The organism is Saccharopolyspora spinosa NRRL 18395 (assembly GCF_000194155.1).
Classification (GTDB): Bacteria; Actinomycetota; Actinomycetes; order Mycobacteriales; family Pseudonocardiaceae; genus Saccharopolyspora; species Saccharopolyspora spinosa.
Genome location: NZ_GL877879.1, coordinates 568107 through 594066, shown reverse-complemented (window position 1 = coordinate 594066; position 25960 = coordinate 568107). Strand labels below are relative to the sequence as shown.

At 69.7% G+C, this 25960-nt stretch carries 23 protein-coding genes and 1 pseudogene; 12 read left to right on the top strand and 12 right to left on the bottom strand.

The window, feature by feature from the left end:
* Positions 1-43: 43 nt before the first annotated feature.
* The 5 genes from SSPN_RS0121910 (at position 44) to SSPN_RS0121890 (ending at position 5140) form a co-directional block, all read left to right on the top strand.
* Positions 44-853 carry a hypothetical protein gene (locus SSPN_RS0121910; RefSeq protein ID WP_010308849.1) on the top strand — a complete coding sequence of 270 codons (810 nt, stop codon included), beginning with the start codon at positions 44-46 and terminating at the stop codon, positions 851-853.
* Positions 854-1134: 281 nt separating this feature from the next.
* Positions 1135-1395 (top strand): hypothetical protein, encoded by a 261-nt coding sequence (locus tag SSPN_RS0121905; protein WP_010308847.1) that lies wholly within the window; start codon positions 1135-1137, stop codon positions 1393-1395.
* Between the two features lie 146 nt (positions 1396-1541).
* The gene (locus SSPN_RS0121900) at positions 1542-1793 is read left to right on the top strand and encodes a hypothetical protein (RefSeq protein ID WP_010308844.1); all 252 of its coding nucleotides are present in this window, start codon (positions 1542-1544) and stop codon (positions 1791-1793) included.
* A 136-nt stretch (positions 1794-1929) separates the two neighbouring features.
* Entirely contained in the window at positions 1930-4755 is a 2826-nt protein-coding gene (locus SSPN_RS0121895; protein WP_010308842.1) for an FtsK/SpoIIIE domain-containing protein, read from the top strand.
* Positions 4748-5140: a hypothetical protein gene (locus tag SSPN_RS0121890; protein ID WP_010308840.1), complete on the top strand. Its 393-nt coding sequence runs from the start codon at positions 4748-4750 to the stop codon at positions 5138-5140. Before SSPN_RS0121895 ends, SSPN_RS0121890 begins: the two co-directional genes overlap by 8 nt.
* Before the next feature lie 587 nt (positions 5141-5727).
* Here SSPN_RS0121890 and SSPN_RS44940 read toward each other — a convergent pair.
* Positions 5728-5958, bottom strand: a complete 231-nt coding sequence (locus SSPN_RS44940) for a RidA family protein (RefSeq protein ID WP_010308838.1) — start codon at positions 5956-5958, stop codon at positions 5728-5730.
* A 207-nt stretch (positions 5959-6165) separates the two neighbouring features.
* Here SSPN_RS44940 and SSPN_RS0121880 point away from each other — a divergent pair, with 207 nt between their 5' ends.
* On the top strand, positions 6166-6903 hold the full coding sequence (locus SSPN_RS0121880; protein WP_010308836.1) for a GNAT family N-acetyltransferase: 738 nt from the start codon (positions 6166-6168) through the stop codon (positions 6901-6903).
* On the opposite strand, the gene SSPN_RS0121875 is transcribed toward SSPN_RS0121880, so the two are convergent.
* Positions 6884-8524: an FAD-binding oxidoreductase gene (locus SSPN_RS0121875; RefSeq protein WP_010308834.1), complete on the bottom strand. Its 1641-nt coding sequence runs from the start codon at positions 8522-8524 to the stop codon at positions 6884-6886. The two genes, SSPN_RS0121880 and SSPN_RS0121875, sit on opposite strands and share 20 nt — an antisense overlap.
* A gap of 16 nt (positions 8525-8540) precedes the next feature.
* On the opposite strand from SSPN_RS0121875, the gene SSPN_RS0121870 reads away from it, so the two are divergent.
* From SSPN_RS0121870 to SSPN_RS0121855, 4 genes are all read left to right on the top strand, one after another.
* Positions 8541-9194 (top strand): TetR/AcrR family transcriptional regulator, encoded by a 654-nt coding sequence (locus SSPN_RS0121870; protein ID WP_010308832.1) that lies wholly within the window; start codon positions 8541-8543, stop codon positions 9192-9194.
* 109 nt (positions 9195-9303) lie between these two features.
* The gene (locus SSPN_RS0121865; protein WP_010308828.1) at positions 9304-10878 is read left to right on the top strand and encodes a glycerol-3-phosphate dehydrogenase/oxidase; all 1575 of its coding nucleotides are present in this window, start codon (positions 9304-9306) and stop codon (positions 10876-10878) included.
* A gap of 266 nt (positions 10879-11144) precedes the next feature.
* A complete protein-coding gene (locus tag SSPN_RS0121860; RefSeq protein WP_010308823.1) occupies positions 11145-12056 on the top strand; it encodes an ABC transporter ATP-binding protein in 912 nt (303 codons plus the stop codon).
* A gap of 40 nt (positions 12057-12096) precedes the next feature.
* Entirely contained in the window at positions 12097-13272 is a 1176-nt protein-coding gene (locus tag SSPN_RS0121855; protein ID WP_010308820.1) for an ABC transporter permease, read from the top strand.
* Between the two features lie 162 nt (positions 13273-13434).
* Here the strand turns inward: SSPN_RS0121855 and SSPN_RS0121850 are convergent, their stop codons facing one another.
* The 3 genes from SSPN_RS0121850 to SSPN_RS0121840 form a co-directional block, all read right to left on the bottom strand.
* Positions 13435-14739 carry a citrate synthase gene (locus SSPN_RS0121850; protein ID WP_010308817.1) on the bottom strand — a complete coding sequence of 435 codons (1305 nt, stop codon included), beginning with the start codon at positions 14737-14739 and terminating at the stop codon, positions 13435-13437.
* 386 nt (positions 14740-15125) lie between these two features.
* Positions 15126-16052 (bottom strand): carbohydrate kinase family protein, encoded by a 927-nt coding sequence (locus SSPN_RS0121845; protein ID WP_010308814.1) that lies wholly within the window; start codon positions 16050-16052, stop codon positions 15126-15128.
* Between the two features lie 17 nt (positions 16053-16069).
* Positions 16070-16669: a TetR/AcrR family transcriptional regulator gene (locus SSPN_RS0121840; protein WP_010308811.1), complete on the bottom strand. Its 600-nt coding sequence runs from the start codon at positions 16667-16669 to the stop codon at positions 16070-16072.
* 139 nt (positions 16670-16808) lie between these two features.
* Between SSPN_RS0121840 and SSPN_RS0121835 the strand changes: the two genes are divergently transcribed.
* Positions 16809-17954: an acyl-CoA dehydrogenase family protein gene (locus SSPN_RS0121835; protein WP_010308807.1), complete on the top strand. Its 1146-nt coding sequence runs from the start codon at positions 16809-16811 to the stop codon at positions 17952-17954.
* Positions 17955-18135: 181 nt separating this feature from the next.
* On the opposite strand, the gene SSPN_RS0121830 is transcribed toward SSPN_RS0121835, so the two are convergent.
* The 6 genes and pseudogenes from SSPN_RS0121830 to SSPN_RS0121810 all read right to left on the bottom strand — a co-directional run bounded on the left by SSPN_RS0121830 (position 18136) and on the right by SSPN_RS0121810 (position 23991).
* The gene (locus SSPN_RS0121830; protein ID WP_029535598.1) at positions 18136-19056 is read right to left on the bottom strand and encodes an aldose 1-epimerase family protein; all 921 of its coding nucleotides are present in this window, start codon (positions 19054-19056) and stop codon (positions 18136-18138) included.
* A gap of 60 nt (positions 19057-19116) precedes the next feature.
* The gene (locus SSPN_RS0121825) at positions 19117-20511 is read right to left on the bottom strand and encodes an APC family permease (protein WP_010308798.1); all 1395 of its coding nucleotides are present in this window, start codon (positions 20509-20511) and stop codon (positions 19117-19119) included.
* Between the two features lie 105 nt (positions 20512-20616).
* Positions 20617-21915 (bottom strand): MFS transporter, encoded by a 1299-nt coding sequence (locus SSPN_RS0121820; protein WP_010308793.1) that lies wholly within the window; start codon positions 21913-21915, stop codon positions 20617-20619.
* A 305-nt stretch (positions 21916-22220) separates the two neighbouring features.
* Positions 22221-22874, bottom strand: a complete 654-nt coding sequence (gene pdxH / locus SSPN_RS0121815; RefSeq protein WP_010308789.1) for a pyridoxamine 5'-phosphate oxidase — start codon at positions 22872-22874, stop codon at positions 22221-22223.
* Between the two features lie 580 nt (positions 22875-23454).
* Positions 23455-23634, bottom strand: a pseudogene (locus SSPN_RS60100) (urease subunit beta); the annotation flags it as partial.
* Between the two features lie 54 nt (positions 23635-23688).
* Positions 23689-23991 (bottom strand): urease subunit gamma, encoded by a 303-nt coding sequence (locus tag SSPN_RS0121810; RefSeq protein WP_029535597.1) that lies wholly within the window; start codon positions 23989-23991, stop codon positions 23689-23691.
* Between the two features lie 267 nt (positions 23992-24258).
* Here SSPN_RS0121810 and SSPN_RS0121805 point away from each other — a divergent pair, with 267 nt between their 5' ends.
* On the top strand, positions 24259-25386 hold the full coding sequence (locus tag SSPN_RS0121805) for a citrate synthase 2 (protein WP_010308782.1): 1128 nt from the start codon (positions 24259-24261) through the stop codon (positions 25384-25386).
* A gap of 295 nt (positions 25387-25681) precedes the next feature.
* Here the strand turns inward: SSPN_RS0121805 and SSPN_RS0121800 are convergent, their stop codons facing one another.
* Positions 25682-25957 carry a hypothetical protein gene (locus tag SSPN_RS0121800; RefSeq protein WP_010308779.1) on the bottom strand — a complete coding sequence of 92 codons (276 nt, stop codon included), beginning with the start codon at positions 25955-25957 and terminating at the stop codon, positions 25682-25684.
* Between the last annotated feature and the right edge of the window lie 3 nt (positions 25958-25960).

Genomic DNA, 25960 nt, shown 5'->3' with positions numbered 1-25960 from the left:
TCCGTTCGACGCTCCGGGCCCGTGCGGGAGAATGCGTCTCGCGATGGCTGAGAACACCGAGCTCGAACTGCTGATCACCGTCGTCGTCGCGGCCGACGACGAGCCGTCTGCACGCGCCGCGTGCCGCGCCCTGGTGCAGCGAATCGGCGGCCGGATCGTGGCCTCCGGGGACTGCTCCGACGAGGAGCCCGGCTGCTGGTCGGTGACGATCAGCAGGGGCAGCGCGGAAACCGGGCAGCACGTGGCCGGACTGTCCCGCGCGGTGCGCAACTTCCTCCGCGAACTCGGCCCCGACTACGCCCGGCACCGGGTGTCCTGCGAACCGCCGACGGCCTGGACCGTGGTGGACCACCCGGAACTGGTGGGCGACCTGGTCGGCGGCGGGGAGCGAATGCTGGTCGAGGCGTGGTCCGGCGGGTCGATCTTGTTCGGCAGGTCCGATCTCGCAGATCCGGACGAGCCGCCCGCGCAGGTCCCGCAAGGCATCGGCGACGTGGACGAGCACGGGAACCTGAGGCCGCGGCTGCGGCTGCTGGTGGAAGTTGTCACCGAGCGGCGAGCGGGCGCGGAATGGCCCGCCCGGGCGGTGGCCAGCCGCCTGTCCCGGACGGCCACGATCACCGAGTACGCGGTCGATCCGCCGCTGGTGCGGGTCGCGTTGGACCTCGGGCCGACGCTCGGCGACCTGCCGGAGATCGTGCTCGGCGCCATGTCGACGCTCGGCGGCACCGGCTGGTCCCGGCTGCGCGTCGACGAGCACCGCGCCACCGCCCGGTGGGCGGCCTCCCCGACACCGCCGTCGGGGGTGGCGTCGATCGAGATCTCGGCGATCGATCCGGAAACGGACGAATAGAAATCCACAGTGGACGCCGCTGACTACGGCTGACGCCGTCGACCGCAATTTCGATGGACATCGGACCTCTGATTTTCATCGAAATTGCGCCCCGGGGGCTGGCGCACCGGACGATGCCCTCTCCACCCGGGCGCAGCCGGTCGGGTGATCAATTCCGCCGATCGTCACGCACCGCGATCACCTCGTGATCATCTGCACCCACCTGCTTGCGCCGTCGGCGACGCCGGACGCTAACTTGTGGACCGAGACAGCGTTGCGCACCACGGAGGTCCTGAGTCCAGATGGCGGGCGTCGAAGAAGTTCGCGCGGGCATTGCCTTGGCAAACCAGAAGATGCAGGAGGCCATCGCCGCCCTGCAACAGGGCAACCTCGCACTGGAAGAGGCGCAAGCCGCACTGGTGTCCGCGACCCAGGGCAGCACCCAGGAGGAGATGCAGCACGCGCACGGCATGCTCGCCGAGGTGATGCAGACGATCAACGGCGTGCAGGGCACGCTCAGCGCCACGATCAACTCCACCGAGGGCTACGCGGGCCGCTTGTAGGCTCCCGGCCGTTCTTCGGGGCGGCGATTTCACGCGAAATCGCCGCCCCCCACCACCACGCGTGCCTAGTGGCGATTTCGCGTGAAATCGCCCTACTGCCCCACGACAGAAGATCGACCCGACTCGAAGACAGGCTCGGTGGCCCCGTGTCGACTCTCGACGAACTGATCCAGACCCTCCGCACCGCGGAGGAACGCCTGGAGGACGCGGGTGCCCACCTCGCCACCTGCCGCACCGCGCTGGCCCAGGCGCAGCAGGCGCTGGCGAAACTCGACCCGGAGCACCCCGCATCCGCGATCCCTCCGGGCCTTCCCCGCGCAGATGACCAGATCGAGGGAACGCAGGCGGCAATCCAGCGCATCCTCGATACGGTCCGCGACTTCGCCACCCGTCTGTAGTACACGGCGGCTTTTCCGTATTCGGCGCTCAACTGCGCCGTATTCGGCCTAGTGCATGGGCACCCCAGGGGCCTGCCCGGTTCCTCGTCGAGTGGTATTTTGATCACAGTCTGTAACACGGGTTCCGAGGTGGGGTGTGGGTAAACGCAACGAGCGGCGGAGTCGGATCGAAGCAGCCTTCGAACGCCTGCGCACCAGCATCGCCTCGGCGCTCGGCGCTGCCGAGCAGGAACACGACCGCGTCCTCGGAGAATGCGCGCAGCAGGAGTTCGCGCTGCGCATCGCGCAGGTCGGGGTGGCCGCTGCGGAACGCCAACCGGCGGAGATCGCCGATCCCGCAAACCCGGTGTTCCAGGCCGCGATGCGGGAAGCGCAGCGGATGCGGGCGGAGATCTACGTGGAGTGGACCGAGCGGGGGCCGGAGCAGCTCGGCAGGCTCGCGGCGGAGGCCGCTCCCGGGTCCGCCGGGCTCCCGTGGCCCGAGTGGCTCGGCGAGATCGGCACCCGGGACGCGGCCGCGCCGCCGCCCGAACTGTGGCGGATCGGCACCGCGACCGTGCCGGATTCGCCCGCCCCGCAACCGTTCCCGGCCGCCGTCCCACTGCTGGACGAGTCGCACCTGCGGATCATCACCGACGACAACCCCGACTCCGCCGAAGCGCTGGTGCAGAACCTGCTGCTGCGGCTGCTCAGCCACTTCCAGCCCGGCCTGGTGCGCATCCACGTCTGGGACGTCGCGCAGCTGACCGGGACCTTGCCGGGGCTGTACCCGCTGGCCCGCGCGGGCCTGCTCACCGCGCACGATCCGACCCGGCTGGAGGAGATGCTCGAAGCGCTCTCCGACCACATCCGGCGGATCCACACCGATTCGCTGGTCGGCGGCCACACCTCGCTGCGCTCGCTGGCCGCGGATACCGGGCACCGCTCGGAGCCGTGGCGCATCGCGGTGCTCTTCGGCAACGGCGAGCCGCTGCGCGAGGAGCAGCAGCAACAGTTGCAGCGGATCGCCCGCAACGGCCTGGCCTGTGGCATCCAGCTGATCGTCGTGGACCTCCCGCTGACCGTGAACAGCGCGATCGAGTCCATCACGCTGCTCCGCAGCAACCGGGCTCGCACCAGCATGACCGGCCCGGAAGCCGTTGTGCAGCTGGACGAGTCCCCGTCGCGCAACGAGGCCACCAAGGCGTGCTCGGCGATCGCGGAGGCGTTCCTCGCCCGGCGGGCCCGGGTGCGGACCTTCGACGACCTGGTGCCCGAGCAGCTCTGGACGCAGCGTTCGACGGCCGGGCTGCACGCGCCGGTCGGCTTCGACGAGGGCGAACCGGTGTGGATCACCCTCGGCGACGGCAGCCCGCACACCCTGATCGGTGGCCCCAGCGGTTCAGGCAAGACGAACTTCCTCTACGGCATGCTCGGCGGGCTCACCGCCCGCTATTCGCCGGACGAGCTGGAGCTGTACCTGCTGGACTTCAAGGAGGGCGTGTCGTTCGCCCAGTTCACCCCCGGCCGCCGGGATCCAAGCTGGCTGCCGCACGCCAAGCTGGTCGGGGTGAACGTCAACACCGACCGCGAATTCGGGCTGGCGCTGCTGCGCTTCCTGGCCGACGAGATGCGACGGCGCGCGGAGTCCGCCAAGCAACACGAGGTCACCAAGCTGGAGGAGCTGCGCGCCGAGGACCCGACCGGCCGGTGGCCGCGGATCGTCGCCGTGATCGACGAGTTCCAGTACCTCTTCGCCGAGCGCGACCCGGTGACCGCGCAGGCCGCCGCACTGCTGGAGGACGTCGCGCGGCGCGGCCGATCGCAGGGCATCCACCTGGTGCTGGCCAGCCAGGACGTGTCGGGGATCGAGGCGTTCTGGGGCAAGCCGGCGATCTTCGAGCAGTTCATCCTGCGGATCGCGCTGCCCAAGGCCCGGCGGGTGCTGGCCGACCAGAACAACGCGGCGATGGAGCTGCCCCGGTGGCACGCGATCGTCAACCACGAGTCGGGCGTCAAGCACGGCAACAAGATCGCGCGCATCCCAGACGCGACCGCGAAGAACACCTTCGACGCGCTGCAGCAGGCACTCTGCAAGAAGCTCGACGACGACGCCCGGCAGCCGAGGTTGTTCGACGGCTCGAACCTGCCGGAACTGTCCACACTGGATGATTACACGAAGCTGCGCGCACCGGTGGCGGTGCCGAAGGTGCTGCTCGGGCAGATCATCGACGTCGACGGCACGGCCGCCGCGGTGCGGCTCGCGCGATCGCCGGGGCGCAACGTCGCGGTGATCGGCTCGGTGCTCGCGGACGCGATCAGCGTTCTCGGCACGGCGACGCTTTCCCTTGCCCGGCAATATGATCCGGGCAACATCAAGTTCACCATCGCCGCCCTGCTGGACGACGTTGAAGACGATGCCCGCGGCGTCGCCGAAGCTCTTGGCAACGACGACCACGACGTGAAACTGGTCGGTTTGGACGGCATCGAGTCCGTACTGGCCGCCGCGGCTGAGAAGATCGACCACCGCGCCGGCACCGCCGTGCCGCACTGCCTAGTGCTCTACGCCGCCGACGCGGCGCACACCACGCTGGAGCGCAAGGACCCGACCACCAGGGTCAGCGGGCTGGACCACCTGCGGAAGATCCTCAAGCAGGGCCCGGAACTGCGGGTGCACGTGATCGGCTGGTGGCGCAGCGCGCAGCGGGTGAAGAACACCCTCGGCATGGGGCCGGTCGACGACATCGGCGCGTGGGTCGCCTTCGACGTGCACGGCCAGGAGCTGGCCGCGTTCGCGGCCGGGCAGATGGTCAACTGGTCGCCGCGGGCGCGGCGCGGCCTGTTCTTCGACCGCGCGGTGCACTCCCGGCCCGAGGTGATCCTGCCCTTCGACCTCGGCGACCAGGCCAAACCAGTTCCCGCAGTGCCCGCGCAGCGGGCGGCGGACGAGCCGTGCGAGATCCGGGAGGAAGCCGGTGACTGAGCAGGTTCCGGCCGCGGAGCGGTACAAGGAGATCACCGCCCTGGCCACCACCTCCGCGCAGCAGCTGCGCCGGCACGAGCGGGAGCGTGCCGGCGAGCTCGGCGAGGCGGTCGCCGCGGGGCGGCAGCGCCGGGAGGCGGCTGACGAGCAGCGCGAGCAGGTCGTCGAAGACGTGCGCAAGCGGTGGAACGCCGCGATGGAGGCGCTGTGGGACGAGCGGTGGATGCAGGTCAAGGGCATGCCTGACCCCGACGCTGCGGCGCGGGCGTCCACTCCGGACGATTCCCGCCGCGAAGTCCAGGCGGCCTACATGGCGCTTTACAGCGCCCTCGAAAAGCCCCGCTTCGCCGCGAGCCTCCGCCCCCGCCGCAAGAAGGACTCCTGACCCACTGCACCAGGTCACGCCTGAAGGTTTCGCCTGGCCAGGGCCCTGAATGGTTGTGGGTGCGGTAGGCGAGGACAGCCCCGATGCCGCGTATTGGTCATAGTCGAGTCGGGATCCCGGAGTCCGGGCGGCGACCGAGGGGCCGCTGCCCGCACCGCCACGAAAAATGGGGCTGGAAACAACCTGCGGAAACGATCGGTCAGGTGAGGCGAACAGTCCGTTCACCTCACCAGCTGCGGCAACTCAAGGCAGGCGTGGAGCGGATGGAGCGAACGGACCGTTCACTTCACCTACCGCAACAACCAGTCCGTTCACCCCACACCCAACACCCCACACCAAAGCTCAATGATTGAAGCGAACGGACCGTTCACTTCACCTACCGCAACAAGCGGTCCGTTCACCTCACACCCAGCCAGCGAGGACGCACCACTGCGCAAACGCACCTGGAAACAGCCGCTACAAGCGCTGCGCCGTTGGCTCCGGGCGTTGAAGTTCGTGATCAGTGTGCCCGCCGCCGGGGCCGCAGGTCGATGTGCGGGTAGGTGAGCCCGCGCGGCTCGATGGCGGCGACCAGGGCCTGGTGGCGGTCAGCGGGCGAGGGCGAGGGCGAAGGCGTGGGCGAGGGCGATCGCGTCGATTTCGATCTGCCATTCCGGCTGGGCCAGCAAGGACACTTCGAGCAGCGTGTCGGCGGGGTACGGCTCGGTGAGGAATTCGCCGCGCAGTTCGATGACCTTCGGCAGGTTCGCGGCCATGTCGCGAACCAGAATGGTCACCTTGACGACGTCCGCGAGGGCGGCCCCGGCCGCGGCGAGCACCCGCTCGATGCGGCGAAGGCCTGCCTGCCCTGGGCCGCGAAGTCGTCGCTGACGGTGCGCCCGTGCTCGTCGATGCCCGCCGGCCGGCCAAGGCCCGTGAGCGGTTTCGGTTGCCATAGCACCCAACACGCTCAGGGGCGCTGATCTGCGGAAATGTTCCTGGGGTGTGGTATCGGGCGCCGGGGAGCAGCTAGGGAGGATCGGGGTATGCAGGAACTTCTCACCGCCGAAGAGGTCGCCGGAGCCACCGATGGGCTGCTGGTGCGTTGGGGCGCGCAGGCGCTGACGCCGGAGTACCCGCACGAGGCCGGGGCCGCCTGGCTGCATGGCAGTGCTGTCGCCGTCTACGCGCCGAAGCTGTGCCGGTACGACCGCCTGCTGTTCAGCGGCCCGGTCGACGACGCGGCGGAACTGCTCGCGCGGGTCATTCCGATGCTGCGCAGCGACCGGTTCCGGCCGCTGGCGACCGCCGGGCTCGCCGAAGACGTCGCGGCCCGCATCGGGCTGCAGGTGCGCGCGAGCTTCGGCTGGATGCACCTCGCCGCCGAGCCGCCGACCGCCCCGACCCCGGACGTCGAGTGGCTGACCGCCGCAGACGAGGACGCGATAGCCAGCCTGCTCCGCAAGGCGAACCCGGGGTCGTACCTGTTCCCGGACGACCCCGGCGCTCGCCGCTGGGCCGGGATCCGCGCCGCCGACGGCGCGTTGCTCGCCGTCGGCGGCGACTCCTGGCCTGCTCCGGGGCTCCGGCTGATCTCCGGCGTCGCAACCCACCCCGACCACCGCGGCGGCGGGCTGTCCACGATGCTCTGCACATTCCTGACCAGGGAACTCGCCCCCGAAGGCGCGGTGGCGCTGATGGCCGACGCGGACAACGAGCCCGCGCGCAGGGTTTACCGCGGGCTCGGCTACCGCTATCGCTCGGTCACCGCGCTGGCCGGATGAGCTTGCCGGGGTTGAGGATTCCCGTCGGGTCGACGGCCTTCTTCGCCGCCGCGAGCACCTTGCCTCCGATGTCGCCGATCTCCGCACCGAGCCACGGCAAGTGGTCGGCACCGACCGCGTGGTGGTGGGTGATCGTGCCGCGTCCGGCGATGGCGTCCGAGGCTGCCTCCTTGGCCCGCTGCCACTGGCCGATCGGGTCGGCGTTCCGGGGCGCCAGCACCGTGAAGTACAGCGAGGCACCGGTCTCGTAGGCGTGCGAGATGTGGCACATCACAATCGGCGACTTGCCGCCGACCTTCAGGCTCCGCACCAGCGCCGTTCGCACGGCGGAGCGCAGTTCGCTCAGCCCGGTCCAGTGCGTCGCGGTCTCCAGCGTCTCCACGCAGACGCCGCGATCCAGCAGCGCGTCGCGCTGCCGCGGCCCCGAGAACCGGTGGGATCGCCACGCCTCGCCGACCGGCCGACCGAGCCGCACCGAACGGATTCCCCGCAATGCGTTCAAAGTCGCCGATCGGCGCAGCTTGAGCTCGGCGCGCGACGCCGCATCCCAGCCGAGCACCAGCAGGCAAGGCTGCCGGATTCCCTTGCCGCGCAAGTAAGTCTTCAAAGCTCCGGCCTTGAGCGCACCAGAGAGTTCGAGCTGCACCTCGGTTTCGTCCACATCGGACAACCTGGTGACGTCCGCCAGCACGCGCCCCTGCGCGAGCGCTCGCACCGCATCGACCCCGGACTGCCAGCCGTCCACCACCAGGGCCTCGTACCGGCTACGGACCGGCGCGGGCCGGACGCGCACCGCCACCTCGGTGATCACGCCGAGCGTCCCCTCGCTTCCGACCGCGAGCTGCCGCAGGTCGGGACCGGCCGCCGAGGCGGGCGCGACTCCGAGCCGCCACTCGCCGACCGGAGTCGCGAGCCGCACGCTCTCAACCATGTCTTCGAAGCGCCCGTAACCGGCAGCGGCCTGCCCCGCCGACCGGGTCGCCGCGAAGCCGCCGATGGTGGCGCGCTCGAAGGACTGCGGGAAGTGGCCGAGCGTGAAACCGTGCGCGGCCAGCAGGGATTCGGCTTCCGCCGCGCGCATCCCGGCCTGCAGCACGGCGATCCGCGAGCCGGGGTCGAGGGAGACCAGCCGATCGAGCTGGGCCAGGTCCAGCGCGACGACCGCGACCTTGTCGCCGCGCAGCGCGTCGACTCCGCCGACCACCGAGGTACCGCCGCCGAACGGGACGACGGCGATGTCGTGCCGGACGCAGATCTCCAGGATTCCTTGCACCAGCTCAGGATCCGTGGGCAGCAGCACCGCGTCGGGCACCGCGAACTCGGTGCCGCCGCGGCGGCGCATCAGGTCGGAGTACGAAAGGCCACCGGCCCGGCCGAGGCGCGATGCGGGTTCGGTCAGCACCTGCTGCTCGCCGATCAGCGCGGCGAGCTCGGCGCGCGCCGCTTCCGGCAGGGCGCTCCCGGCGACCTCCAGCAGCGAAGCAGGGACCGCGGGCGTCGTCATCTCGGCCAGCCCGGTTCGCTGCCGCAACCAGCGCAACGAGCGTGGCGACAGTGGTGCGGCCGACGCACCCGATGAGGTCCAGCTGCCGCGGAGGGTGTGTTCGATCAGGCCGTTCACCAGTACAGTGTTACATATGACGCCACAATGTCACAGCGCTGGAGCGGGGCCGGCCCCGGCAGCGGACCGACCGACCCGCCCGGCGGCGAACCGGGTCGGCGACGCCGAACTGCTCCGGGCCGCCCGGGAATGCGTGCTCGCCAACGGCGTCCGGCGCACCACCCTGACCGGGATCGCGCGCCGCGCCGGGGTCAGCCGGATGACGCTGTACCGGCGCTTCCCCGACGTGAACAGCCTCGTCACCGCGCTGATGGCGGTGGAGTTCGGCGAAATCATGCAGCTGGCCAGCACCGGGGACGCGACCGGAAGCGGCCGGCAGCACCTGGTCGCCGCGACGGTCCACGGAGTTCGCCTGCTGCAATCGGCGCCGCTGCTGCAGCGGGTCCTGGAGACCGATGCCGAGCTCCTGCTGCCCTACCTGGTCGAACGGCTCGGCAGCACGCAGCTCGCCGCCGAGGGATTCATCCGCGAATACCTCGCGCGCGGCCACGAGGACGGGTCGATCCGACGTGCCGACCCGGCCGTGCAGGCCCGTGCGCTGCTGTTGCTGGTGCAGTCGTTCGTGCTCTCCGCCGGCCCTGCCACCAGCGGCATCGACCCGACTGCCCTGACCGACGAGCTCACGCACCTCCTCGACGGTGCCCTGGGCCCGCAGCCCGCCGATCCCTGACCGACCGGTTTTCGACAGTCTCAATTGAAACTGTCGAAAACCGTTGACCGTGCGCAGTTTCAATTGAAACCGCGCACCCCGGTACCCCGCCGATCCGCACGGAGGTCCGATGATCACCACCCCGCTGCCCGCCGGTTCGCTGCGCGCCACCTCGCTGAACGCCGCGCGCCGCACCGCCGATCTGTCCGCAGTGGCCGAAGACCAGGTGGACCTGCTGGTGGTCGGCGGCGGCGTCACCGGCGCCGGGGCCGCCCTGGACGCGGCCGCCCGCGGGCTCTCCGTCGCGCTGGTGGAAGCCGAGGACCTCGCCTGGGGAACGTCCCGCTGGTCCAGCAAGCTCGTGCAAGGCGGCCTCCGCTACCTCGCCCACGGCGACGTCGCCTTGGCCCGCGAAAGCGCCGTCGAACGCAACGTGCTGATGACGCGCACCGCTCCGCACCTGGTGCGCACGCTGCCGCAGCTCATCCCGCTGCACGGCAGCGTGTCGCGCCGCTCCGAGCTGGTGCTCGCCGCCGGGCTCCACGCGGGCGACGCGCTGCGCCGCACGGCTCGCACCCCGTCGAGCGTGCTCCCGCCTCCCCGGCGGATTCCCGCCGCGGAGGCGCTCGCCCTCGTGCCGGGTGTGCGCGCCGCCGACCTGCGCGGTGGCCTGCTCGGCTTCGACGGTCAGCTCGTCGACGACGCGCGCCTGGTCGTCGCGCTGGCGCGCACTGCGGCCGGTTTCGGCGCGCGCATCCTCACCCACGTTCGCGCGCGCCGGATCGACGGCGGCGGGGCCGACGTGGTGGACCAGAACACCGGCGAGTCGCTGCGGATCAGGGCCCGCTCGGTGGTCAACGCGGCCGGGGTGTGGGCTGGGGAGCTCTCGCCGGACGTCCAGCTGCGGGCGTCGCGCGGGTCGCACCTGCTGGTCGATGCGGATGCCGCCGGGATCGCCGGGACTTCGCTGGTCGTCCCGATGCCGGGCGAGTCAGGCCGGTTCGTCCTGCTGCTGCCGCAGCCCGACGGCCGCGCCCTGCTCGGGCTGACCGACAAGCCGGTACCAGGGCCGATCCCGTCCGTGCCCGAGGCGCCAGAGTCCGATGTGGACTTCCTGCTTGCGGCGGTGCGCGATGCGCTGGAGCAGCCGTTGGAGCGCAAGCACGTGCTCGGTTCGTTCGCGGGGCTTCGTCCGTTGCTGGAGCAGCGGGGCCGCAAGGAGTCAGCCGACCTGTCGCGCAAGCATGCGGTGCTGACCTCGCCGGAGGGCGTGGTGACCGTGGTGGGCGGGAAGCTCACCACCTACCGGAAGATGGGCGCCGACGCCGTCGACGCGGCGGTCCACGCCGGCGGGCTGTCCGCCGGGCCGTCGCGCACCGCGGCTGTGGCGCTGGTCGGTGCCGCGCCACGCCGCCACCTGACGAACGTCGAAGCGGCCGCACCGCTGGTCGCGAAGTACGGCACCGAGGCGGCGCGCGTCGCGGCGCTGGCCGAGTTCGACCCGGACCTCGCGGAACCGGTCTCGCCGGGCTTGCGGCTCACGGCCGCCGAGGTGCTATGGGCGGTCCGCCACGAAGGAGCACTCGACGCGGCGGATGTCCTCGACCGGCGCAGCCGGATCGGCCTGAACCCCGTGGAACGCGCATCGGCCCTCCCCGTGGTCGAAGAACTCGTCGAACGCGCGCTGCCCGGAGCTTCCGACTGAGCGAACGCAGGCCGTGAGCCTTTTGGTCTATAGAGGCTGTTTGGGCAGTGGCCGTCCGGGAGGTGGCAGGGCGGGCTTCTGTCTTTGAAGCGGGCCGCTTGGCCCATGCAGGCAGCTTGCACCGCCGCGGGTTCTCAGATGTTGAGCCCGGGCTCCGGTGTTTCAGCTGCCGGACCGCCGCGCGTCGCCCCGGTAAACGCAAATATCCCACGGATTCGGCCGTGACCAGGCACAATCGACTTTCGGGACCAACCGAGGGAGACGGGATGCCTGATCGCGAATTGGAGATCGACCGGATCTCCAAGCGCTACGGGAACGTCACCGCGCTGCGGGAGATGACCTTCACCGTGCGCGCGGGTGAGATGTTCGGATTCGTCGGCAGCAACGGCGCCGGCAAGACCACAACCATGCGCATCGCGCTCGGCGTGCTGTCCGCCGATTCCGGCGAGGTGCGCTGGAACGGCGCGCCGCTGGACCTGCAAGCCCGCCGCCGGATCGGCTACATGCCGGAAGAACGCGGCCTCTATCCCAAGATGAAGGTCGCCGATCAGCTCGCCTACCTCGCCGAACTGCACGGGATGTCCGCGAAGGACGCTGCGGTGGCGGCCGAGCAGTGGACCGAGCGGCTCGGGTTGGGCGCCCGCCGCGACGAAGAGGTGCAGAAGCTCAGCCTGGGCAACCAGCAGCGGGTGCAGCTGGCCGCCGCGCTTGTGCACGACCCCGAGGTGCTGATCCTCGACGAGCCGTTCTCCGGCCTCGACCCGGTCGCCGTGGACGTGATGAGCGCCGTGCTGCGGGAGAAGTGCGATTCCGGGGTGCCGGTGGTGTTCTCCAGCCACCAGCTCGACCTGGTGCAGCGACTGTGCGACCGGATCGGGATCGTCCGCAGTGGACAGATGGTGGCCTGCGGCAGCGTCGCCGAGCTGCGCGACCAGGGGCCGACCACGCTGGTCGTCGACGCCCCCGACGCCCAGCCCGGCTGGGCCGACGGCGTGCCCGGCGCCGAGGTCGTCGAGGTCGCGGGCACCCGGACCACGCTGCGGCTCGCCGACGACGCTGACGACCAGGCGGTGCTCAAGGCGGCGCTGGCCACCGGACCGGTCCGCGAGTTCACCAGGAACCGGCCCACCCTCACCGAACTGTTCCGCAACGTCGTAACCGAGGAGCCCGCCGCATGAGTGACCCATCAAAGATCACCGACACGAGGATGGTGCACCAGTGAGCCCCGTTTGGTTGGTCGCCCGCCGGGAGATCCGCACCCGGGTGCGGACCCGCGGATTCATCATCGGCACCCTCTCCATCATCGTGATCATGGGCGCCTACGCGGGCCTGATGACGTTCATCGGGAACCAGGCCAGCACCACGAAGATCGGCGTCACCGCAGAGGCCACGGCCATCGGCGAGCCGCTGAAAGCGGCGGGCCCGAACTTCGGCAAGTCCTTCGAGATCAGCACGGTTCCGGCCCCGGTCGGCGAGCAGCAGGTGCGCGACGGCGACCTGGAAGCTCTGATCACGGGCACGCCCGAGGAACCGCGACTGGTCGTCAAGCGCACCCCGGACGACGCGATCCAGGCCGCGCTGAACGCGATCGTGCAGCAGCGGACGCTCGACGCCGAGCTCGCACGCTTCGGGCTAGACCCGGCTGCGGTCCGCGCCACGGCCGAGAGCGCCCACGTCGCCGTGACCAGTCTGGAGACCGAGGACCCGCACCGCGTCGAGCGGCTGGTCCTGGCCATCGCGGCCGGGGTCGTGCTCTACATGTTCATGATCATCGCTGGTCAGATGGTCGCTCAGGGCGTCGTGGAGGAGAAGGCCAGCCGGGTCGTCGAGCTGCTGCTGTCCACGATCAAGCCCACCCAGCTGCTCGCCGGGAAGGTCGTCGGCATCGGCCTGACGAACCTGCTGCAACTGCTGATCATCGCCGGTGCCGGGCTGCTGGCGGCCGGGGTCGGCGGCATGTTGACGCTGCCGTCCGCGGCGCTGGCGAGCACGCTCGCCTGGGCGCTGGTCTGGTTCGTGCTCGGGTTCTTCACCTATGCGACGGTCCTCGCCGCGGCCTCCTCGCTGGTGTCCCGCCACGAGGAACTGCAGAACGTGATCAGCCCGGTGATCATGGTGCTGGTCGTGCCGTTCGTCATCGGCGTCTCGATACTGCCGAGCTCGCCGGACAGCACGTTCGCGGCGGTGCTCTCCCTGGTCCCGGGCTTCTCGCCGACGCTGATGCCGATGCGCATCGCGCTCGGCGTCGCCGCCCCGTGGGAGATCGCGGTGGCCACCGTCCTGAGCATCGCGGCCATCGCCGTCCTGCTCCGCCTCGGCGGCCGGATCTACTCCAACGCGGTGCTGCGCACCGGCTCCCGAGTGAAGATCCGCGACGCCCTCCGCGCGTCCTGAACCGCAATTTCGAACCGCTGACTTCCATTGAGATCGCACTGGGACCGGCAGGGCGAGCCGTTGTTCAGACACGGATCGGCCCCGGGGACCGGCCGAGAGGCCGGTGTCCGGGGCCGCAGGTGGGTCGGTCGCGTCGGCTACCGACTGGATTCAGGTTTCGATTCAGCGCTGGTTGATCGGCTGGTAGGCGCGTTCCGGCGAACCGGTGTACACCTGCCGCGGACGGCTGATCTTGCGGGCCGGGTCCTCCAGCATCTCGCGCCAGTGCGCGATCCAGCCGGGCAGCCGGCCGAGCGCGAACAGCACGGTGAAGTACTTCGTCGGGAAGCCCATCGCCTTGTAGATCAGGCCGGTGTAGAAGTCGACGTTCGGGTAGAGCTTGCGCTCGATGAAGTAGTCGTCGGCGAGCGCCTTCTCCTCGAGCTTCAGGGCGATGTCCAGCAGCGGGTCGTTGGCCCCGAGTTTGCCGAGCACCTCGTCGGCAGTCTTCTTGATGATCGCCGCGCGCGGGTCGTAGTTCTTGTAGACCCGGTGCCCGAAGCCCATCAGCCGGACGCCGGGCTCCTTGTTCTTCACCCGGTTGACGAACGAGTCGACGTCGCCACCGTTGGCCTGGATGCCCTCCAGCATCTCCAGTACCGCGCTGTTCGCGCCGCCGTGCAGCGGGCCGAACAGGGCGTTGATGCCGGCCGAGATGCTGGCGAACAGGTTCGTCTCGGCGGAGCCGACCATCCGGACCGTCGACGTGGAGCAGTTCTGCTCGTGGTCGGCGTGCAGGATGAACAGCAGGTCGAGGGCGCGGGCCAGCACCGGGTCGACCTCGTAGGGCTCGGCGGGGAAGCCGAAGGTCATCCGGAGGAAGTTCTCCACCAGGCCCAGCGAGTTGTCCGGGTAAAGGAACGGCTGGCCGACCGACTTCTTGTAGGCGTAGGCCGCGATGGTGGGCAGCTTGGCCAGCAGGCGGACGGTGGACAGCTCCACCTGGTCCTTGTCGAACGGGTTGAGGCTGTCCTGGTAGAAGGTGGACAGCGCGGACACCGCGGAGGACAGCACCGGCATCGGGTGCGCGTCCCGCGGGAAGCCGTCGAAGAACTGTTTGAGGTCTTCGTGCAGCAGGGTGTGTCGCCGGATCCGCTCGGCGAAGTCGTCGTACTGCTGCTGGGTCGGCAACTCACCGTAGATCAGCAGGTAGCTGACCTCGATAAAGTTCGACTTGGCCGCGAGCTCCTCGATCGGGTAGCCGCGGTAGCGCAGGATGCCAGCGTCACCGTCGATGTAGGTGATGTCGGAGAGGCAGGCCGCCGTATTGACGAAGCCCGGATCCAACGTCACCAAACCGGTCTGAGCCAGCAACTTGCCGAGGTCAACCCCGGGGGCGCCCTCGGTGGGCTGCTTCACCTGCATTTCGTGCTCGCCGGCGTCATAGCGCAGCGCGACGGTACGTTTGGCGGTCACGTCGTCGGGCATTCGGGAACCTCTCGCGCTCGTCGGGGTGCGCTATCAAGACGACCAGCGCTGCCCGGCCAAGCGGCAGGGCTGCGTCGTCGCCTGCGCGCCGGTCGGGGTGTCCGAACCGCCGCAGCACCACCCCGTTGGGGTCCTGTCATTAGTCACGCTAGACCGCAGTGGGGCCCCTGCGCAGCTATCGCGTTTCGGCTTTTTGGCAGGTGGGACCACGATCACATCACATCGGGCCGATCGCAGCGGATGAATTTCGGCGCTCCGGAGCCGAGCGGTCCGTTCATTATGACCAACAAGCCCATCCGATCGGGCTACCCATCTTTGGGCCATTCGGTCTTGCGCGGTTTACCTCACAAGGTGGCTTGGCGCACTTCGTAGCCGGTTTCGGTCCCTCATGACAGCTCGGCGGCCCACGGCGGTTCGGCACCCGGCCGGGACACGGTGACCGCAGCCGCGGCCGCGGCGAACCGCAGCGCCCGTTCCCACTGCGCCCCATCAAGCGCCCGTACGGCGTCCGCCGACAGCGCGTCGTTGCGGTGCAGCCAGGCCAGCAGGGCGGCCTGCACGGTGTCGCCCGCGCCGATGGTGTCGACCACCTCGGCGCGCACGCTCGGCACCGTCACCTCACCGTCGCTGGTCACCGCCGTCAGCCCGTCGGCTCCCCTGGTCAGCACCACGGCGGCCGGGCCTTGCTGCTGCCACTCGCGGGCCGCCGCGAGCACGTCCTGGTCGCCCGCCAGCCATTCGGCGTCGTCGTCCGCGACCTTCAGCAGCCCCACCGACGGCAGCCAGGAGGCGAACCGCGCGCGGTAGGCGTCGGGGTCGGCGATCAGGTCGGCACGGATGTTCGGGTCCAGCGCGATGAACCGGCCCCGCTCGGCCTCCCGGAACAGCACCTCCTCGTACACCGAGGCGCCGGGTTCGAGCACCATCCCGAGGGTGCCCAGGCAGACCGCGGTGGTCCGCTCCGGCAGCGGCCGGGCGGCGACGAAGCGGGCGGCGGTGCCTTCGGTGTGGAAGCTGTAGCGGGCCGACCCGTTCTCGGCCAGCCCGACCACGGCCAGCGTCGTCGGCTCCGGGCCGCGCTCCACCAGCTCGACGTTCACATTGGAGAGATGCAGCCGCTCTAACAGCTTGTCCCCGAACTGGTCGGTGGACAGCCGGGCGAAGAACCCGGCCGGAATCCCCAGCCGCCCCAACGCGATCGCGACGTTGTACGGACCCCCGCCGAGCCGGGGGTGTAGCGGACCGAGTTCGCCGTCCGCCGTGGACGGATCCGGGACGAGGTCGACGAGCGCCTCACCGCCGATGACGATCACATTTCCTCCACTGTGTACTAGACCTCCGGCCCGGCGGTCAGCCCGCCGAGCAGGAATTGCGACAGCGCGGCGAAGGCCGCCGCGTCCGACAGGCCGGTGCGCTCGCCGATCTCCCCACGCTGGATGCCGACAATGGTGCGGCCGACCATCTCGCCGACGAACCCCGCGTGCACCTCCCGGAACACGCCCTGGCGCACGCCCTCGCGGATGAGGCCGCGGATCCGGTCGGCGGCCGCGTGCGCGTTGGCCTCGTAGGTCGCGCGGGTCGCGATGTTGGCGGCCATGTCGTCGATGAACTCGCGGGACGCCGGCCGCAGCGCCTCGGCCGCCGCCTCCAGGTAAAGCCGCACCTCCTCCCGCACGTCGTCGGTGGCCGCGACCCGCTGCTCGACCTGCCGCGTGGCGCCCTTGAAGTAGTGCGCGACGACGCGGACCGCGAGCTGCTCCTTGCTGCCCGCCAGGGTGTACAGCGTCGACTTGGAGCAGTGCAGCCGACCGGCGAGGTCGTCCAGCGTGAAGTGCGCGAACCCCTCCGCGAGGAAAAGGTCGCGCAGCCGATCCAGCAGCTCGGCCCGCCGCGCGTTCACCGGCCGACGACGGCCTTCGGAGGTGGTCATCGGTGGAAGCCTGCCACAGCCCCGCGAACAGTTGCCCAAAGTTTCCGCCCTGAACTTCCACGGTACTGATGAACGCTCTACAGTACTGAAAGCAGTACTATCGGCAGCTGTCACAATGGTCTCAGGAGCGCGAACCGCCATGCCCGTTGAACGCCTGCTTCCCACTTCCGAAGCCACCGACCTGCTAGCGCTGACTCGCGAAATCGCCCGCGACCAGCTCGCCCCGCAGGCCGCCGTCGACGAAGCCGCGGAGAAGTTCCCGCGCGACGCCTTCCGCCTGCTCGGCGAGTCCGGCTTCCTCGGCCTGCCGTACTCCGAGGAACACGGCGGCGGCGCCCAGCCGTACGAGGTGTACCTGCAGGTCCTCGAGGAGCTCAGCAGCGCTTGGATGACCGTCGGCGTCGGGCTCTCGGTGCACACCATGAGCTGCTACCCGCTGGCGTACTTCGGCAGCGCGGAGCAGCAGTCCCGGTGGCTGCCGGGGATGATCGGCGGCGAACTGCTCGGCGCGTACGCGCTGTCCGAGCCGCACGCCGGCTCCGACGCGGCGGCGCTGAGCACCCGGGCCGTGCGCCAGGACGACTCGTACGCCGTCAACGGCGCCAAGGCCTGGATCACCCACGGCGGGATCGCGGACTTCTACACGCTCATGGCCCGGACCTCGGACGACGGGCCGCTCGGCATCAGCTGCCTGCTCGTCGACGCCGCCACACCGGGGCTTTCCGCGGGCCCGCCCGAGCACAAGATGGGGCTCACCGGCTCACCGACCACGCCGCTGTACTTCGAGGACGCGCGGGTGCCCGCCGAGCGGCTCGTCGGATCCGAAGGCCAGGGGCTGAAGATCGCGCTGTCGGCGCTGGACTCCGGCCGTCTCGGCATCGCAGCTTGCGCGGTCGGGTTGGCGCAGGCGGCGCTGGACCTCGCGGTGGACTACGCCAAGCAGCGGCAGCAGTTCGGGCGGCCGATCATCGAATTCCAGGGGTTGGAGTTCCTGCTCGCGGACATGGCCGCGGCCGTGCACTCGGCGCGAGCGACGTACCTCGACGGCGCGCGGCGCCGGGACGCCGGGCTGCCGTTCGGGCAGCAGGCATCGGTGGCGAAGCTCGTCGCGACGGACGCGGCGATGAAGGTGACCACCGACGCGGTCCAGGTGCTCGGCGGCGCGGGCTACACCCGGGATTTCCCGGCGGAGCGATACATGCGCGAAGCGAAGGTCCTGCAGATCTTCGAAGGCACCAACCAGATCCAACGCATGCTGATCGCCCGCCACCTCGAGAAGTCCTGACTCCGTCCGCAATTTCAATGGAAAATGCGGCAGGTATCCACAACCTCCGGGGTGCCGCGCACCCGGCACCCCGGAGGTCCGCGACGGCCACCCGCACCGCAACACAACAAGAGGTTGGAAAACACTCATCGGAATTGCGGACAGGGGAACCAGGGTTCCGCGCTGCGGAAGGGATTTGGTGTCAGAACGGGTTGAGGCCCCAGTGGCCGATCCAGTTCTCGCCGGGTTGCAGGACCAGGAGATCTTCGCCGGAGTTCAACGCGTTCGGCGGGCAGGTCATCGGCTCGATCGCGATCGCCCTGCCCCGGCCCGGGAAGTCGTCCGCCGTGTAGACCTGCACCCACTTGAACACCGGGTCGGCCCAGAGTTGGACGCCGTGCCCGCTCCGATCGGTGAGCGTGTGCCGCACGAACTCGTCGCCCAGCGCCGGGGTCGCGCCGCCGAAAGCCGTGTCGAGCAGCACACCGGCCAGCCTGCGCCCGGTGCGGAAGTCCATCTCGTCGCCCTGCAGGGCACGCGGCGGGCGCGCCGGGAGCAGCCGCTCCGCGTCCACCGGCAGCACCGTGGACGCCGCCAGCCGGAGTGTGCAGTCGTCGCTTTCGGCGTGGCCGGCGCGCGGGTAGGGATGCACGCCGACCCCGAACGGAACCGCCCGCGACCCCAGGTTCTCCACGGTGTGCGTCACCGTCAGGCCGTCCGCGTCCAGGGCGTACCCGATGGACGTCAGCAGCGGCACCGGCCATCCCGGCTGCGCGGGCACCATCGCGTGCAGGACCACCGTGGACTCGGCGTGCTCGACGAGGGTCCACGCGGTGTGCCGTAACAGGCCGTGGATCGCGTTGTGCCGCGCGGGCTCGGTCAGCGCCAACTGCTGCGGTTCGCCGTCGAACCGCCAGCGCCCGTCGGCGACCCGGTTCGGCCACGGCACCAGAACTCCGCCGGCACCGGCCGGCGGCAGCTGGTCCGCATCATAGGTCTCCGCGTACGGCACGCCGTCGACCTCGAAGACCCGAAGCGCCGCACCGACTTCTGTGATCACGGCGCGCGAGGCTCCGGACGTGATCTCGAACTGCCGTCCGGTAATAGGAACAGGATCATGCACCTGCCAACTGTACGGCCGGTGCGGCGATCGGGTCACCGCGAACGGTGACCCGATCGGGACTCACTTGTTCAACGCCTCGGCATCAAACTTGGTCTGGCCCTTGATGAAGTAGTTGATCAGCCAGAAGATCACGCCGATTCCCAGCAGCGCCCCGGCGATGTAGTACTCGGTCGCCGGACGGCCCGAGAGCGGACTGGCGAAGAACGCGCAGAGGATCGCGCCCAGCACCGGGACCCAGGTGGGCGCCTTGAAGTGCTCGTGCTGCACCTTGTCCTTGCGCAGCACCAGAACCGCCACGTTGACCACCGCGAACACCGCCAGCAACAGCAGTGACGTGGTGCTGCCCAGCGAACCGATGTCCAGGAGGCTCACCAGGATCAACGCGATGATGCTGGTGAACAGGATCGACACCCACGGGGTCCGCCGGGCCCGGTGCACCTTGCCGAACACCGCCGGGACGATGCCCTCGTTCGCCATTCCGTAGACCAGGCGGCTGGCCATCAGCATGTTGATCAGCGCACTGTTCGTCACCGCGAACAGCGCGATGATCGAGAAGACGACCGGCGGGAACCACGGCGCCGCGGCCTGCACCACGAGCAGCAGCGGCCCGCTCGACCCGGCCAACTCGTCGGTGGGCACCAGCGTGGAGGTGATCAGCGCGATCACCAGATAGATCGACGCCGTGATGGTCAGACCGACGAGCAGGGCGCGCGGGAAGTTCTTGGTGGGGTCGCGGGTCTCCTCGGCCATGTTCACCGAGTCCTCGAAGCCCACCATCGCGAAGAACGCCAGCGCGGTCGCCGACGTGATCGCCAGCAGCGGCGTGGTCTCGGTGTTGAGCTGGCCCAACCGGCTCGGGTCCGGAACCAGGTCCGCGTTGCTGTTGCCGACGAAGATCGCCCACAGGCCGCACGCGATCACGATCAGCAGGCCGGTGAGCTCGATGCAGGTCAGCACCACGTTCATCTTCACCGACTCGCCGACGCCGCGGAAGTTGACCGCCGCCAGCAGCAGCACGAAGCCCAACGCCACCAGCAAGGACGGCACGCCCTCGCCGAAGATCGCGTCCAGGTAGTCACCGCTGAACGCTTGTGCGGCCGACGAGGCGGACGTGATGCCCGAGCACATCACCGCGAACGCGATGAGGAACGTCAGGAAATGGATGCCGAACGCCTTGTGGACGTAGAGCGGCGCGCCGCCCGCCTTCGGGTACTTTCCGACCAGTTCCAGGTAGCTGAACGCGGTCAGGAAGGCGACCACGAACGAGACCAGGAACGGGATCCACAGCGCCCCGCCGACCAAGCCGGCGACCTTACCGGTCAGCGAGTAGATCGTGGTGCCGAGGATGTCTCCGACCACGAAAAAGAGCAGCAGTTTCGGGCCCATCACCTTTTTGAGGCCAGGCTCCTGCGCACCGCCGGGCGCAGCGTCGTTCACGGTCTGTTCGTTGGCCATAGCAGAGAAGTGTGCAGGTTGGTTCGTCCAGTTGTCTGCCCACCCCTGGTCGAACCGCACTCCGGCGGCCGGATCAAACGGGGCAAGGTGCCCATTCCGGCGCCGTCATGCCTGCTCGGCGGCCGGGGATCGGTAGCGCCAGAACGCGGGCAGCAGGACCGCCGCGACCACCGCGCCGACGACGACCAGGGCCCCGCCCGCGACGATGGTGGTCGAGGTGCCGACCGCCGCGCCCGCCAAGCCGTGCAGCGTGTCGGCCAGCCGCGGCCCACCGGCGACGACGACGGTGAACGCGCCCTGGATGCGGCCGCGCATCTCGTCCGTGGCCGCGGCCTGCATGATCGAACCCCGGTAGACCACGCTCACCAGGTCCGCCCCGCCGCCCAGGGCCAGGAACAGCACCGCCAGCCACAGCGAATCGGCCAAACCGAACCCGATCACCGCGATGCCCCACGCGACTACCCCGGCGGTGACGCCGACGCCGTGCCGCGTGATCCGGTGCAGCCAGCCGGAGAACACGCCGAACGCGAACGCGCCCAGCGGGATCGCCGCGAACAGCCAGCCCAGCGCCGCGCCGCCGCCCGGCGGATCGCCGAAGGTGCGCTCCGCCATCTCCGGGAACAGCGCGCGCGGCATGCCGAACACCATCGCGATGATGTCCATCAGGAACGACGCCAGCAGCACGGAATGCATTGCCAGGTAGCGGAATCCGTCCAGCACCGCGCGCAGCCCGGCGCGCTTCGGGGCGCCTTCCTGCGGCGGCAGCGGCGGCAACCGGAACACCGCCCACAGCGCCGCGCACAACGCCACCGCGTCGACCAGGTACAGCACCGAAAGTCCCAGCATCGGCAGCAGCACACCGGCCAGCAACGGCCCGATGATCGAACCGAGCTGGAAAACGGTGGACCCGAGCGCCTGCGCCGACGGCAGCAGGTGCACCGGGATCAGCCGGGCGATCGCGGCGCCGCGAGTCGGCATGTTCACGGCGAAGAACGTCTGCTGCGCGGCGAAGAGCACCAGCACGAGCCAAACCGACCTGACGTCCGCCGCGGCCACCAACCACAGCAGCACAGAGCTGCCCGCCAGGCCGCCGTTGGTGATCAGCAGCAGCTTGCGGCGGTCGACGGTGTCCGCGATCGCGCCGCCCCACAGCCCGAACACCAGCAGCGGCACCAGGCCGAAGATCCCGGCGAGGCCGACGTAGGCGGAGGAGCCGGTGATGTCGTAGAGCTGCTTGGGCACCGCGACCGCGGAGAACTGCGCGCCGACGGCGGTGACGATGTTGGACAACCACAGGCGGCGGTACGCCGGGTACTTCAGCGGCCTGGTGTCGAGGAGGGCCTTGCTCAGCAGGGATCTGATGGATCGACGGGACTTGGTCCGGGCTCCGCTGCTGGGTTGCACGGATGCAAAACCCTAGCGATTAGACAGGCTAACGGCATGTTATTTCCGGGCCCATGTGACCGAAGTCTAACGGGTTTCCGCCGAACCGGACAAAACCCACCCCAAAATTGGTTAGGACCAACACGGCTTCGACCACCTGCGGAAACGCCGGCCTGGCCGATGCAGGACGCGATTTCTCGAAAAATCGCGCCAACCCCTCGCCCGACCTCCACCCCCTGTGAGGTGGCGCTTCGGCGCCGCTGCCATTCAGACCCGGGTGGTGCGCATTTCCTCGCAAGAACTGCGCACCGCCCGGGTGATGCAGCTCAGGGTGCGAGGCGCTCGACGGTCCAGAGGTCGTTGGAGCGACGGAAGCGCAAACGGTCGTGCAGGCGGTCCGGGCGGCCCTGCCAGAACTCCACGTAATCCGGGCGGATCCGCCAACCGCCCCAGTGCGGCGGCACCGGCACCTTCTCGGCGTCGGCGAAGCGTCGCTGGATGCCGCTCAGCGACGACTTCAGCGCCTCGCGGCCGGCGACCACCTGCGACTGCGGCGACGCCCAGGCACCCAGCTGGGAGCCACGCGGGCGCTCCGCCCAGTACTCGGCGGTCTCGGCGGACGACACCTTCTCCACCGTGCCGCGCACGTTGACCTGGCGCTGCAGGCCCAGCCACGGGAAGGTCGCGGCGGCCACCTGGGTGGCCTTGAGGTCGTGGCTCTTCGCCGAGGTGTAGTTGGTGAAGAACACCACGCCGCGCTCGTCGAAGCCCTTGCAGAGCACGGTGCGAGAGGACGGGATGCCGTTGGTGTCGGCCGTGGCCAGCACCATCGCGTTCGGCTCGATGAGGTCGGCCCGCACCGCTTCGTCGAACCACAGCTGGAGCTGCTCGTACCAGGTGGCGGCGAGCGACGACTCGTTCAGCGCCCCGGCCTCGTAGGACACCCGCATGGACGGCAACGCGACGTTGGTCTCCGACATGCTTTTTCCTCCATGACTCGCCCGGCAGCGGCACGACTCGACTTCTCCGGCTGTTCGCCGGACGGTACGGGTTGGACGGCCGGCGTGACACGATTGGTGGCGCCAACCACGCGTACGACGGTAAACGGGATCCGAACGGACGCCGAATCGATGGTGCTACACGATCGATTCCGCAACCGATGCAGTGATCGTTCCCACACCCGTTCGGACGCCCGCGCGACCATCAACGACCGCCGGAACCGCACATCCCGCGCCTCACGAGAAAACGCACCCTGCCGGCCAGAACGGACTAACGGACTAATTGCGCGGATTCCGCGAGCGCCGCACCCGACCACGACCGCGAGCACTTTCGGGGTGTCGCGGAGGCCGTGGAAGCCAGCCCCTTCCTTGTCCTTGAAGCTGCGCCAACCGGCGCCATCGACGTGAAAGCACTGATCAAGCGGCCGTTTACGGCCGCCAGGGTGGCTCGTAGGACCCGGCCTCGATGAGGGTGCGGCGTGCAGCGCGACCTGGACGCCGATTCCTGAGCCCCCGCAGCGCGCTGTCCAGCATCGCCGGGGTGGCGCCCGAGTCCTCGTCCCAGGCGGTAGCACCAGGCCTTGGCCAGGTCGAACTCCAGGCCAGAGTTCACCGCGTCGAAGCGGCAGTGGGAGCCGACCTGCACGGCGCGGTCGGCGCGGTTGACGACGGGGATCCGGATGCGTTCCCGGCCCGGATTCGGCGGAATGGGGCCGTAGCCGGTGATCTCCTTGGGAAGCACGGCAACTCGTCGCGAATGTCGATTCGAGATCAGTGGCCGGCCGGGGCCGCCGCTTCAGGTGATCGGGTCGTGCACCGTGACCAGCTTCGTGCCGTTCGGGAAGGTCGCGTCGACCGGCACGTCGTGGATCATCTCGGGCACTCCGTCGAGCCCCTGGTCGGCACGCAGCGCCTGGCGGCCGCTCTGCATAAGCCCCGAGACGGTCCGGCCGTCCCGAGCACCCTCCGCGACGTGGTCGGCGATCATGGCCACCGCTTCGGGGTCGTTCAGCTTCAGTCCACGGCCCAGCCGCTCGCGCGCTAGGCGGGCCGCAACGTAGACGAGCAACTTGTCGCGCTCATGAGGAACAAGGTGCAGGAAATCTATTCAACACACACGGACCGGCAACACCCGGCGCTTACTGCAGTTTTATGCGGAGAATTGAACCATTACAACCTTTTCTCCAGAATTTTGCGCCGCTAACTTAATTATTTGCGGATCGTGTGATCTAGCTCATTCCGGCGATTTCTCCCGGTGAATCCGATTGCTTTCACCTCGCGGGCGGGTGCACTGTGTTCACGACGCCCCGCCACGTCCCCCGAGCCGCACACGCGCGGCCCCGAACACCGAGGAGACGAGGCAGCCATGAGCAACGCGGGCCAGTCCGAATTCCGCCCTGGTCTGGAGGGCGTGGTCGCCTTCCAGACCGAGATCGCCGAACCCGACCGCGACGGCGGAGCGCTGCGCTACCGCGGCGTCGACATCGAGGACCTGGTTGGCACGGTGTCCTTCGGCGACGTCTGGGCGCTGCTGGTGGATGGTCGCTTCGGCGACGGCCTGCCGGCTGCCGACGACGCAGTCCTGCCGGTCAGCACCGGCGACGTGCGGACAGACGTCCAAGCCGCACTGGCGATGATCGCGCCGACCGCCGGTTTTCCGCCGCTGCTGGACATCGACGAGCAGCAGGCCCGCGCGCAGCTGGCGCGTTCCAGCGCGCTCGGGTTGTCGTTCGTGGCGCAGTCCGCGCGCGGCGACCAGCCGCCGGTTCCGCACGCCCGGATCGCAGAAGCCGCGACGGCCACCGAGCAGTTCCTGATCCGGTGGCGCGGCGAACCGGACCCCAAACACGTGCAAGCGCTCGACGCGTACTGGGTATCGGCGGCCGAGCACGGGCTGAACGCCTCCACGTTCACCGCCCGGGTCATCGCCTCCACCGGCGCCGACGTCGCCGCCTGCCTATCCGGGGCGGTCGGCGCGATGTCCGGCCCGCTGCACGGCGGCGCCCCGGCCCGGGTGCTGCCGATGATCGAGGAGGCCGAGCGCACCGGCGACGCGCGCGGAGTGGTGACGTCGATCCTGGACCGCGGCGGGCGGCTGATGGGCTTCGGCCACCGCGTCTACCGCGCCGAGGACCCGCGGGCCCGGGTGCTGCGCAACACCTGCGACCAGCTCCGCGCGCCGCGCTTCGAGGTGGCCCGGGAGCTGGAGCAGGCCGCGCTGACGGTCCTGCGGGAGCGCCGACCGGACCGGCAGATCGAGACCAACGTGGAGTTCTGGGCCGCGGTGGTGCTCGACTTCGCCCAGGTCCCGACGGCGATGATGCCGGCGATGTTCACCTGCGCCCGGCTCGCGGGCTGGTCGGCGCACATCCTGGAGCAGCAGCGCACCGGCCGCCTAGTGCGTCCGTCGGCGCAGTACGTCGGCCCGAACCCACGCTCCCCGCAGGACGTCGCGGGCTGGGACTCCATCAACCAGCTGATCGCACCGGTGTGATCGCGGCGTGCTCCGTCTCCGGTGGCGGAGGTGAAGCGAACGGACCACTCACGTCGTCTACTGACACAAACGGTCCGTTCGCCCCAAACCGCGACACCCATCACAACCCCCATCGCGACACCAGAAACCCGAAGCACTGACCGCCTCACACACCAACGCCACCACCAGCACCGCCCCGGGAAGAAACTCGCGAAGTGAACGGACCGCTCACCACCTCTACCGGCACGGACAGTCCGTTCGCGCCAAGCACCGCCCCGGAAAGAAACTCGTGAAGTGAACGGACCGCTCACGTCGTCTACCGGCGCGAACAGTCCGTTCGCTCCGAACCGCGCCCCGAAGCACCTCCCAGCGGCGGTAGCGTGGTGTAGTGACGGTCACATCCACCGATGCTCAGCGGCGGTTGCACGTCGAGTACGCCGAAGCGCTGGAGGCCGACGCGGAGACCAGCGGCGAGCAGTGCAACGACCTCGTCGAGGCGGCGGATTACTGGCATTTCGCGGGCGAGCACGAGCGCGAGGAACGGGCCCTGCGCGCCGCGGCCGAGGTCGACGACGACAACAACGTGCTCCACGGG

What these genes read in the sequence shown, in the direction of transcription:
- SSPN_RS0121880 (WP_010308836.1), top strand. Translation starts at nt 6,166, where the DNA reads ATGCAGGAACTTCTCACCGCCGAAGAGGTCGCCGGAGCCACCGATGGG.
- SSPN_RS0121805 (WP_010308782.1), top strand. Translation starts at nt 24,259, where the DNA reads ATGAGCAACGCGGGCCAGTCCGAATTCCGCCCTGGTCTGGAGGGCGTG.
- SSPN_RS0121840 (WP_010308811.1), bottom strand. Translation starts at nt 16,669, where the DNA reads ATGACCACCTCCGAAGGCCGTCGTCGGCCGGTGAACGCGCGGCGGGCC.
- SSPN_RS0121865 (WP_010308828.1), top strand. Translation starts at nt 9,304, where the DNA reads ATGATCACCACCCCGCTGCCCGCCGGTTCGCTGCGCGCCACCTCGCTG.
- SSPN_RS0121910 (WP_010308849.1), top strand. Translation starts at nt 44, where the DNA reads ATGGCTGAGAACACCGAGCTCGAACTGCTGATCACCGTCGTCGTCGCG.
- SSPN_RS0121870 (WP_010308832.1), top strand. Translation starts at nt 8,541, where the DNA reads ATGACGCCACAATGTCACAGCGCTGGAGCGGGGCCGGCCCCGGCAGCG.
- pdxH (WP_010308789.1), bottom strand. Translation starts at nt 22,874, where the DNA reads ATGTCGGAGACCAACGTCGCGTTGCCGTCCATGCGGGTGTCCTACGAG.
- SSPN_RS0121850 (WP_010308817.1), bottom strand. Translation starts at nt 14,739, where the DNA reads ATGCCCGACGACGTGACCGCCAAACGTACCGTCGCGCTGCGCTATGAC.
- SSPN_RS0121905 (WP_010308847.1), top strand. Translation starts at nt 1,135, where the DNA reads ATGGCGGGCGTCGAAGAAGTTCGCGCGGGCATTGCCTTGGCAAACCAG.
- SSPN_RS0121860 (WP_010308823.1), top strand. Translation starts at nt 11,145, where the DNA reads ATGCCTGATCGCGAATTGGAGATCGACCGGATCTCCAAGCGCTACGGG.
- SSPN_RS0121835 (WP_010308807.1), top strand. Translation starts at nt 16,809, where the DNA reads ATGCCCGTTGAACGCCTGCTTCCCACTTCCGAAGCCACCGACCTGCTA.
- SSPN_RS0121825 (WP_010308798.1), bottom strand. Translation starts at nt 20,511, where the DNA reads ATGGCCAACGAACAGACCGTGAACGACGCTGCGCCCGGCGGTGCGCAG.